This window comes from Nonomuraea sp. NPDC048881 (assembly GCF_040649795.1).
GTDB lineage: Bacteria > Actinomycetota > Actinomycetes > Streptosporangiales > Streptosporangiaceae > Nonomuraea.
On record NZ_JBEZGC010000029.1, the window covers coordinates 71,942 to 80,689 of the forward strand.

The following is an 8,748-nucleotide window of genomic DNA, read 5'->3' on the forward strand; positions in this document are numbered from 1 at the left end:
TGGACGGCCGGAGCGGGTGTCAGTGCAGCGGCCCGGCGAAGACCACGATCTCGTCGATGTCGCCGGCGGCGGTGAGGTGCACCATGTCGGTGCCCGACAGGACGGTGGCGCCGTCGGGCCCCTCGAAGCGCCAGCCGAACCGGGCCCACTCGTGCGGCGCGTCGACGGACGTCGTCCGGACCATGCGGCAGCCGCCGGCCCGGTAGCCCTGCACCACCTCGGTGACGAAGTCGGCCACCGCGCCGCGGCCGGACCCGCGGCCGAGCGGCCCCCAGAACACCACGTCGACGGCGAGGGCACGGCTGAGCAGCGCGGAGCGGTGGTCGGGGTCGTCGGCGTTGGCGGCGGCGATGAAGGCGTCGATCGCGTCGGCGTGGGCCCGGTGGTGCCGCTGCGGGGATGCCGCCGGTTCGTGCACGGTCATGTCGTCCTCCATCCGTCGCCGGGGCGTGCGGGAACCGGGGCCGGTCGCACGCCGATCGCCATGAGCCAGTACATCACGAGCGCGCTCCTGGCCTACTCCTCTTCCGGCTGGTTCCCCACGAGCAGGTTGAACGCCCCGGTCAGCAGGTTGAGCGAGACCAGGCCGACGACCTCGGCGATCACCCGGTCGCTCCAGCCGAGGGAGCGCAGCCCCGCCACCTCCTCGTCGGTGATGGACGACGGCTCGACCAGCACCCGCACCGCCACCGCGATCAGGGCGGCCTCCCGCGCGTCGGCCGAGGTGCCCTGGCGGGCCAGCACGACGTCGGCCTCGCTCAGCCCGGCGGCCAGCGCCCCCTCGGTGTGCGCGGCCAGGCACGTGCCGCAGCCGATCCACTCCTGCACGGCCAGGGAGATCTTCTCGCTGAGCGCGCGCGGGATCTTCACCCGCTTCATCGCCCGGGAGAAGTCCAGATATCCCTGGAGCAAGGCGGGCGAGTGGGCCATCGTGGACACCATGTCACCCACCGTGCCGTGCCTGGCGACGATGTCGTCCAGGATCTGACGGGACTTCTCGGGGGCCTTCTCAGGAACGAGCGGTTCAAGACGTCTCATACGGCGCACTCTATACCCATGGGGGGTATCCGGGAAACCGGTCCCGGATCCGTTGAACCGGATCCGGCGGGCCCGCGTACCTTCGAGCATGCACAGGCTCTTGCGCGGTGAGATGTTCATGCTGGGCGGCTTCGTCGCGGCGGCGGCGGCGACGATCCTGCTGATCCTGCCTCCGTCGATCGACCCCGCGGACGCGCAACGGACCCTCACGCCCTCGGGCCCCCTCTCGGCCGCCGACGTCGACCTGCTGATCAAGGTGCGGCAGGCGGGCCTGTGGGAGATGCCCGCGGGCGAGTACGCCGCCACCCGCGCCCAGTCGCAGCGCGTCAAGCAGGTCGGCAAGCAGATCATGGGCGAGCACCAGAAGCTGGACCAGATGACCCGCGACACGGCGGCCAGACTCGGCGTCGCCCTGCCCGACGAGCCCAACCCCGACCAGCAGCGCTGGCTGGCCCAGCTCGCGGCCGAGAGCGGACCGGCCTTCGACCAGGACTACGCGAACCTGCTGCGCGCCGCGCACGGCAAGGTCTTCGGCACCCTGGCGCTCGTCCGGGCCGGGACCAGGAACGCCGAGATCCGCAAGTTCGCCCAGGAAGGCATCAACTTCGTCATGCGCCACATGACGTACCTCGAATCGACCGGCCTGGTGAACCACAACCAGCTCCCCGAGCCCCCGCCCCCGTCCCCCGCCCCGCCCACCTCCTGACCTGCCGGCCCCTCGGAAGCGCGTCTTCCCATGGGGGGACCGGCCCCATCGACACTCCGGCGGAACACCGACCTCATGCCCGAACCCCTCGAAGCACCCGTCCGCGCGTCGCGGCAGGCGATCGCCGCCCTGGGCATCGCCCTGCTGGCGGGGTGCGCGGCCGCCCCCGTCCCCCAGGGGCAGCCGGCGCACCACCACGGCGCCGCGCCCTCCGCCCCGGCCGTCGCCGTCGCGCCGAAGGTGCCGGCCGGCGACATGAAGCAGCTCACCACCCTGCTCGGCTGCCCCGCCGGCAAGCTGCAGACCGACGCCGCCGAGCTGCGGCAGGCGGCCTGCGACACCCCCCAGGGCCGCCTGACGATCGTGACGTTCAGCACCGACAAGGGCAAACGAGACTGGCTCGACATCGCCCAGGCGTACGGCGGCGCGTACCTGGTCGGCGACCGCTGGGTCGTCGTCGCCACGGCCGACCTGCTGGACCGGTTACGCGGCCGCCTGGGCGGCGAGCTTGAGACCCCGCGACACCATTGACCCCTCCCAGCCGGACCGGCTCCCCGCCGAGCCTGCCCGTCGCGCCCGCCCGGTGCGCCCGCCCGGTGCGCCCGCCCGGTGCGCAAGGACGCGGATGACGACCCGGCCGGGCTCTGGCACGATGGCCGGATGCAGGTCGCCCGTCCCGTGGTCCGCGCGCTTCGCGCCGCGGTGTTCACGGCCGTGTGCGTCCTGGCCTCGGCGGTCCTGCACACGCTGGTCGGTGGCACGGCGATCGCGCCCGGCCCATTGGCCCTGGCCGTCGCGGCGACCTTCGCGGCCGCCTACGCCGCCGGGTCCCGTCCCCGCGGACGGGCACCCCTGCTGGCCATGTGCGTGGCCGCCCAGTACGGCCTCCACGAGCTCTTCGACGCCTCCGAGTCCGCCCGGTACGGCCTGAGCCACCTGCGCGACGCTTCCTCGCCGTCCTTCGGCGGGTCGCTCGCCGGACCGCTCGCCGGACCGCTCGCCGGTCCGTTCGGCGGGCCGTCCGCCGGGTCGCCCGCCGGGGCCGTCGCCCATGGGCACGGCTCCTCCGGGATGGTGGTGATCCACCTGGCGGTGGCCGTCTCGTCGAGCTGGTGGCTGGCCCGCGGTGACGCGGCGCTGGCGGCGTTGCTGCGGTTGAGCACGGTCCGGCTGGCCCGGCTGTGGGCCGTCCTGTGCGCCTGGCTGTCCGTCCTGGCTCCGCCGCCCGCCGGGCCCGCCCGCGCGTGCCCGCTGTGGCCTCCCGTGGCGGGTCACAGGGCGCTGCTACTGGCTCCGGTCCTCTCCCGGCGCGGGCCGCCCCGCCCGGCTGCGCACGCCCGGCCGTCCGGCCGCTGACGTTCCCCGTCATGCGGCGGGTCCGGCGTGCCTCCCGGCAGGCAGACGACCCAGCCGGCGCCGCCGCCGCGGTACGCCCCTCGCGTCCCGTCGCGCGCCGGACCGCATGTCCATCCGGCGATCGAGCCGGATCCAGGAACCTCGGAGTTCGCAGTGCCCCCTTCCCTTCGTCCCGCGCGTCGCCCGTTCCGGGCGGCCGTTCGTGCCGGTGTCGCCGTCGGCGGCGCCGTCCTGCTGCTGCTGGCCGCCGCGCCCGCCGCGCTGGCGCATGACCGGCTGAAGAGCAGCTCACCCGCCGACGGCGCCAAGCTCGCGCAGGTGGAGAGCATCGAGCTGGAGTTCACCTCCCGCATGACCCTGCCGACCCTCGTGCTCGACGGCCCGGCGGGCGAGAACCTGCCGCTGGGCAAGCCGCGGGCCCAGGGCGTCACGGTGAAGGCCGAGCCGGCCGCGCCGCTGGAGCCCGGCAAGTACCGGCTGGCCTGGCGGGTGGTCTCCTCCGACGGCCACCCGATCGCCGGCGAACTGCGTTTCACCGTCACCGCCCCGGCCACCCCGGCCGCGAGCGAGCCCGAAGCCACCCCGACCGAGACCACGTCCGAGACCCCGACCGAGACCCCGACCGAGACCACGTCCGCGACCCCGAGCTCGACCGGGACCTCGGCCGAGGTCGCCCCGGCGGCCTCCTCGTCACCGGTCGCCCAGGCCGAGGCGGACACGGGCTCGGGCGGCGTGCCCGGCTGGTTGTGGGTGGCCGCGGCGGCGCTGGTCGCGGGCGGAGCCGCGACCGTCGTGGCCGGCCGCCGCAGGCGCACCACCGGGGACGCCGACCCCAGACCCTGACCGGGTCGCGGGCGCTCCAGGTCGCCATGCGACCCCAGCCCCTGTCCAGGTCACGGGCGCTCCAGGTCGCCATGCGACCCCAGCCCCTGGCCGAATCGCGGGCGGTCTAGGTGGCCATGGCCGCCGGCAGACGCGGCCGGAGGGCCCTGCGGTGTTCCAGACGGGCCACCGCCAGGGCCGAGACCAGCCCCGCGAAGGTCAGTGACAACCAGGGCAGGCCCGCCCAGCCCGCGTCGGCGGCGACGTCCAGCAGCGCGCCCGACAGCAGGTTCCCGGCCAGGATCCCCGCGCCGGAGGCCAGGTTGTACAGGCCGTAGTAGGTGCCGACCAGCTCCTCGCCCGCCATGTCGGCGATGGTGGCCATCTCGAACGGGAAGGCCACCAGCGTCCCGGCGCCGAGCAGCAGCGCGCACAGCAGCGCGGCCGTCAGCGTCGCCGCCCGCGGCAGGTGGAGCTGCGCGGCGGCGACCATGGGCAGGAAGGCCGCCCCCATGAGGGCCAGCCCGCGGGTGATCGCCTGGCCGCGGCTCCACCGTTCGCCGCACCAGGCGGTCAGGCGCACCTGCCCGGCGATGCCGAGCAGCGCCGACACCGCGTACAGGGCGGTCACCGCCCACTGGCCGCCGCCGGCCCGCTGCACCTCCAGCGGCAGGGCGAGGTACATCTGGTACGACAGCGCGTACGAAGCGATCATCGACGCCGCGAACGAGACGAACGCGCGGTCACCGAACGCCTGCCGCCACGCCCGCAGCACCGGCTGCCGCGCCCGCCCCGGCTCCCGGCGCCGCGCGGGCAGGTAGAACCCCTGCAACACGGTCAGGACGGCGAAGATCCCCGCCGCCCCCAGGCACACCGCGGTGAACCCGCCCGCCAGCAGCAGCACCCCGAGCAGCGGCCCGAGCAGGATGCCGCCCTGGTAGAACACGTTGAACACGGCGAAGGCCGCCACCTTGCGCGGCCCGGCCGCGGCGGCCAGGTACGCGCGGGCGGCCGGGTTGAACAGCGCACCAGCCAGCCCCGTGATCACCGCGGCCGCCACCAGCAGCGGCAGCGACGTGGTGAGCCCGAACAGCGCGAACCCCACGGTACGCAGGGCGCACCCCGCCATGATCATGGGCTTGTGCCCGAACCGGTCGGCCAGCGTGCCGCCGATCAGGAACATGCCCTGCTGGCTGGCGTTGCGCAGGCCGAGGATGAGCCCGATCGTCCAGGCGGCGAGCCCCGCGCCGGCCGACAGGTGCTGGGCGAGGTAGGGCATCAGCATGTAGAAGCCGATGTTGATGCCCGCCTGGTTGATCTGCAGCAGCCGGATCGGCCGGTCGAAGGAGCGGAACTGCGCCAGCGTGGCCTTCATCGCCGGCCCGCCAGCGGGTCGCGGACGGCGGCGCAGCGGGTCCAGCGGCGCACCTCGCGCTCGGCGGGGTCGTCCAGCTCGTCGGGCGCGTCGGCCGGGGTGACGCCGAGCAGGCCGTGGGCGCGGCAGTAGCCGTCGTCGAACACGGTGTTCCAGTAGCGCCAGGGCCCGTCGGGGAAGACGGCGACGACGCAGCCGCCCGGCCCGGCCCGTCCGGCCAGCCAGCGCGCCACCAGGCTGACGGCTCCGGTGCTCCAGCCGCCGGAGACGTAGTGCTGGGCCGCCAGGGTGCGGCAGGCCCACACCGCCTCGGCGGCGCTCACCCAGTGGACCTCGTCGAAGGCGTCGTAGGCGACGTTGGCGGGGTGGATGCTGGAGCCCAGGCCGCGCATCAGGCGGTGGCGGTCGGGCTGCCCGAAGATGGTCGAGCCGACGGTGTCGACGCCGACCAGCCGCAGCCGGGGCAGGTGGCGGCGCAGCTCGCGGGTGATGCCCGCGCTGTGCCCGCCGGTGCCGACCGAGCAGACCAGCGTGTCGATGTGCGGCAGCTGGGACAGCAGCTCGCGGGCCAGCCCGGCGTAGGCGGCCACGTTGTCCGGGTTGCCGTACTGGTCGGGGCAGTAGGAGCCGGGCAGCTCGGCCAGCAGCTCCTCGACCCGGTCGCGGCGGGCCCGCTGCCAGCCGCCGGTGGGATGCGGCTCCGGCACGATCTCCAGCCGTACGCCGTGGCAGGCCAGCAGCCGCTGCATGAGCGGTTCCATGCCGGGGTCGGCGACCAGGACGACCGGATGGCCGAAGGTGATGCCGGCCAGGGCCAGCCCGAGGCCGAGGGTGCCGCTGGTGGACTCGACGATCGTCGCCCCGGGGGCCAGCTCGCCCCGGGCGCGGGCCTGCCGGACCATGTGCAGGGCGGGCCGGTCCTTGATGCCGCCCGGGTTGAAGCCCTCCAGCTTGGCCCAGAAGCCGCCGCCGTCCGCGACGAACGGCGCGGCGACGAACGCCAGCGGCGTGTTTCCGACGGTGACACAAATACCCGAATTTCCGATGGCGGGCAGAATGTCAGGGCGCGGCAAAGTGTCGTACGACATTGGTTGTTATCCCCGAGATGAACGGCGCCCGCGCGGCACGGAAGACGCCGCGGGCGTGGTGGAAAAGGACGACGGCGAAAGACGCGCGTCCTATATGCGCATCACGCGGAGATTTTCGCGGCCGGAAACGGCCTGTCGCGAGACGGCCCGCGGCGCGGGTCGTACGGGCCCGGACACGACGGCCGCGGGCCCGGCGGCGAGCACGGGGACGGCGGCCACGGGCGGCGCGGCGGCGGCGGTGGCCGCACACTCCTGCTCGGTGCCGTGCAGGTGGCCCGGCGGCAGCTCGCCGTGCAGGCACCCGGCGTCGCGCACCGGCATCCGCCCGGACAACCAGCTGACGTGCCGATGCACGTCGAGGTGGGCGCTCTGGACGGACGGCGCGGGGCCGCCCTGGGCCCGCTCGGACAGCTCGACGGCCGCGCACGCGCCGCCGTGCGCGAACACGACGGTGATCAGCATGGCGAGGGCCAGCATCGCGCGCGGCCACCACCGGCCGGCCCCCGAGGCGGGCGGGCGGAGCGCGCGGGCTGACCTGGACGTGAGCATCACCGCAGATCATGCCCGGCACGCGGCGCGGCGCGCCGGGAAAAGGCCAAGGCCGAGGTAAAGAAATTCCCGGCGCACGGGAATCGCCGCCGCCAACCGCTTCCAGACCTCCGGTTCGACGCCCTCGATTTCCCGCCGGATGGCGGGAACGACGGCGAGCCGTTTTCGCCGCGCGGCGGCATCTCCGCGACACTGGCATTCGCCGGCGCGGCCCCGATTCCGCGCCGCCCGACCTTGGGGGTGTCTCATGGCCCTGTCCAGACGCGCGGTCATCGCCGGGGCCGGCGCGCTGGCCGCGCTCCCCCAGGCGCTCCCCCAGGCGCTCCCCCAGGCGCTCCCGCAGGCCGCCGCCGACGCCACGGGCCTGGCCCGGGACGAACGCTTCTGGGCGGGTGTGGCCGAACAGTTCCGGGTCAGCGGCGACTTCGTCAACCTGGAGAACGGCTACTACGGGATCATGCCGGAGCCGGTCCGGCGCGCCTACCACCGCAACGTCGACGTCCTCAACGCCCGCAACTCCCACCTGCTGCGCACGGCGTACAAGGCCAGGGCCGACGAGGTGCGCGACCGGATCGCCGCGCTGCTGGGCGTCACCCGTGCGGAGATCGCGCTCACCCGGGGCGGCACCGAGGCGCTGCAGAACCTCATCTCCGGCTACCGGCGGCTGCGGCGCGGCGACGCCGTGCTCTACGCCGACCTGGACTACCCCTCCGCCCAGCACACCATGAACTGGCTGGCCGGGCGGCGCGAGGCCACGGTCGCCCGGGTCGTCCTCCCCGAGCCCGCCACCCGGCAGGCGGCGCTGGACGCCTACGAGCGGGCGCTGCGGACCACCCCGAGGGCCCGGCTGCTCCTGCTGTCGCACATGAACAACCGCACCGGCCTGGTGCTGCCGGTCCGGGAGATCGTCGCGATGGCCCGCGAGCGCGGCGTGGACGTCGTCGTGGACGCCGCCCACTCCTGGGGGCAGCTCGACTTCACCCTGCCCGCCCTCGACGCCGACTTCGCCGCGTTCTCGCTGCACAAGTGGATCGGCGCGCCCCTCGGCACCGGATTCCTCTACATCCGCCGGGACCGGCTCGCCGACATCGAGCCCGTCTTCGGCGACGAGAGCTTCCCGGCCAACGACATCCGCTCCCGGGTCCACTCGGGCACCATGGACGTCGCCGCGCCCCTCACGGTCCCCGACGCCCTCGACTTCCACCTGCGGCTCGGCGCGGCCGTCAAGCAGGCCAGGCTACGCCACCTGCGCGACCGCTGGGTGAGTCAGGTCCGCGACCTGCCGGGCCTGCAGATCCTCACCCCGGACGAGCCCGGCATGTACGGCGCGATCACCGCCTTCCGCATCGCCGGCCGCACCTCCACGGCCGACAACGAGGCCGTCGCCGCCACCCTGCTGGACACCTACGGCCTCTACACGGTCGCCCGCACGGGCATGGCCGGGGGCGACGCGGTCCGGGTCACCCCGGCGCTGTTCACCTCGGCGGCGCAGGTGGACCGGCTGGCGGCGGCGTTGCAGCGGCTGACCCCGCGACTGCGGGCCTGAGACAGGTTGACAGATCACCGACATGTCCCGCTAAGTTAGACATGTGAACAGTTCTTCAGGTGAGCATGTGTTGGCCGTGGACGGCTGCGGGGTCAAGGTGGTCGACGCCGACCGCGTCGCGGCCGTGCACGAGCGCATGCCCGCCGCCGCGGACCTGGCCGACACGGCGGACGTCTTCGGCCTGCTGTCCGACCCCAACCGGCTGAAGCTGCTGGTCGCGCTGCTGGACGGCGAGCTGTGCGTGTGCGACCTGGCGGCGGTGACCGGG

11 protein-coding genes are annotated in these 8,748 nt (G+C 74.5%); 6 read left to right on the forward strand and 5 right to left on the reverse strand.

The window, feature by feature from the left end:
- Nucleotides 1–19: 19 nt before the first annotated feature.
- Together AB0C33_RS48035 and AB0C33_RS48040 are read right to left on the reverse strand one after the other, a co-directional pair.
- Nucleotides 20–424 carry a nuclear transport factor 2 family protein gene (locus AB0C33_RS48035; RefSeq protein ID WP_358301495.1) on the reverse strand — a complete coding sequence of 135 codons (405 nt, stop codon included), beginning with the start codon at nt 422–424 and terminating at the stop codon, nt 20–22.
- Nucleotides 425–516: 92 nt separating this feature from the next.
- Complete coding sequence (locus AB0C33_RS48040; RefSeq protein WP_358301498.1) at nt 517–1,038, reverse strand: carboxymuconolactone decarboxylase family protein; 522 nt, start codon at nt 1,036–1,038, stop codon at nt 517–519.
- 88 nt (nt 1,039–1,126) lie between these two features.
- On the opposite strand from AB0C33_RS48040, the gene AB0C33_RS48045 reads away from it, so the two are divergent.
- The 4 genes from AB0C33_RS48045 (at nt 1,127) to AB0C33_RS48060 (ending at nt 3,943) form a co-directional block, all read left to right on the forward strand.
- A complete protein-coding gene (locus tag AB0C33_RS48045) occupies nt 1,127–1,744 on the forward strand; it encodes a DUF4142 domain-containing protein (protein ID WP_358301501.1) in 618 nt (205 codons plus the stop codon).
- Between the two features lie 75 nt (nt 1,745–1,819).
- Entirely contained in the window at nt 1,820–2,275 is a 456-nt protein-coding gene (locus AB0C33_RS48050) for a hypothetical protein (protein WP_358301504.1), read from the forward strand.
- 129 nt (nt 2,276–2,404) lie between these two features.
- Complete coding sequence (locus AB0C33_RS48055; protein ID WP_358301507.1) at nt 2,405–3,100, forward strand: hypothetical protein; 696 nt, start codon at nt 2,405–2,407, stop codon at nt 3,098–3,100.
- A gap of 153 nt (nt 3,101–3,253) precedes the next feature.
- The gene (locus tag AB0C33_RS48060; protein ID WP_358301510.1) at nt 3,254–3,943 is read left to right on the forward strand and encodes a copper resistance protein CopC; all 690 of its coding nucleotides are present in this window, start codon (nt 3,254–3,256) and stop codon (nt 3,941–3,943) included.
- A 106-nt stretch (nt 3,944–4,049) separates the two neighbouring features.
- Here the strand turns inward: AB0C33_RS48060 and AB0C33_RS48065 are convergent, their stop codons facing one another.
- From AB0C33_RS48065 to AB0C33_RS48075, 3 genes are all read right to left on the reverse strand, one after another.
- Nucleotides 4,050–5,297 carry an MFS transporter gene (locus AB0C33_RS48065; RefSeq protein ID WP_358301513.1) on the reverse strand — a complete coding sequence of 416 codons (1,248 nt, stop codon included), beginning with the start codon at nt 5,295–5,297 and terminating at the stop codon, nt 4,050–4,052.
- Nucleotides 5,294–6,385: a PLP-dependent cysteine synthase family protein gene (locus tag AB0C33_RS48070; protein ID WP_358301516.1), complete on the reverse strand. Its 1,092-nt coding sequence runs from the start codon at nt 6,383–6,385 to the stop codon at nt 5,294–5,296. The genes AB0C33_RS48065 and AB0C33_RS48070 overlap by 4 nt, the downstream gene beginning before the upstream one ends.
- 90 nt (nt 6,386–6,475) lie before the next feature.
- On the reverse strand, nt 6,476–6,934 hold the full coding sequence (locus AB0C33_RS48075) for a hypothetical protein (protein ID WP_358301519.1): 459 nt from the start codon (nt 6,932–6,934) through the stop codon (nt 6,476–6,478).
- A 247-nt stretch (nt 6,935–7,181) separates the two neighbouring features.
- Here AB0C33_RS48075 and AB0C33_RS48080 point away from each other — a divergent pair, with 247 nt between their 5' ends.
- On the forward strand, nt 7,182–8,480 hold the full coding sequence (locus AB0C33_RS48080) for an aminotransferase class V-fold PLP-dependent enzyme (RefSeq protein ID WP_358301522.1): 1,299 nt from the start codon (nt 7,182–7,184) through the stop codon (nt 8,478–8,480).
- 67 nt (nt 8,481–8,547) lie between these two features.
- Nucleotides 8,548–8,748 (forward strand): ArsR family transcriptional regulator (locus AB0C33_RS48085; RefSeq protein WP_358301525.1); only part of this gene is annotated, 201 nt, incomplete at its 3' end.

What these genes read in the sequence shown, in the direction of transcription:
- AB0C33_RS48045 (WP_358301501.1), top strand. Translation starts at nt 1,127, where the DNA reads ATGCACAGGCTCTTGCGCGGTGAGATGTTCATGCTGGGCGGCTTCGTC.
- AB0C33_RS48065 (WP_358301513.1), bottom strand. Translation starts at nt 5,297, where the DNA reads ATGAAGGCCACGCTGGCGCAGTTCCGCTCCTTCGACCGGCCGATCCGG.
- AB0C33_RS48070 (WP_358301516.1), bottom strand. Translation starts at nt 6,385, where the DNA reads ATGTCGTACGACACTTTGCCGCGCCCTGACATTCTGCCCGCCATCGGA.
- AB0C33_RS48035 (WP_358301495.1), bottom strand. Translation starts at nt 424, where the DNA reads ATGACCGTGCACGAACCGGCGGCATCCCCGCAGCGGCACCACCGGGCC.
- AB0C33_RS48080 (WP_358301522.1), top strand. Translation starts at nt 7,182, where the DNA reads ATGGCCCTGTCCAGACGCGCGGTCATCGCCGGGGCCGGCGCGCTGGCC.
- AB0C33_RS48055 (WP_358301507.1), top strand. Translation starts at nt 2,405, where the DNA reads ATGCAGGTCGCCCGTCCCGTGGTCCGCGCGCTTCGCGCCGCGGTGTTC.
- AB0C33_RS48075 (WP_358301519.1), bottom strand. Translation starts at nt 6,934, where the DNA reads ATGCTCACGTCCAGGTCAGCCCGCGCGCTCCGCCCGCCCGCCTCGGGG.
- AB0C33_RS48050 (WP_358301504.1), top strand. Translation starts at nt 1,820, where the DNA reads ATGCCCGAACCCCTCGAAGCACCCGTCCGCGCGTCGCGGCAGGCGATC.
- AB0C33_RS48040 (WP_358301498.1), bottom strand. Translation starts at nt 1,038, where the DNA reads ATGAGACGTCTTGAACCGCTCGTTCCTGAGAAGGCCCCCGAGAAGTCC.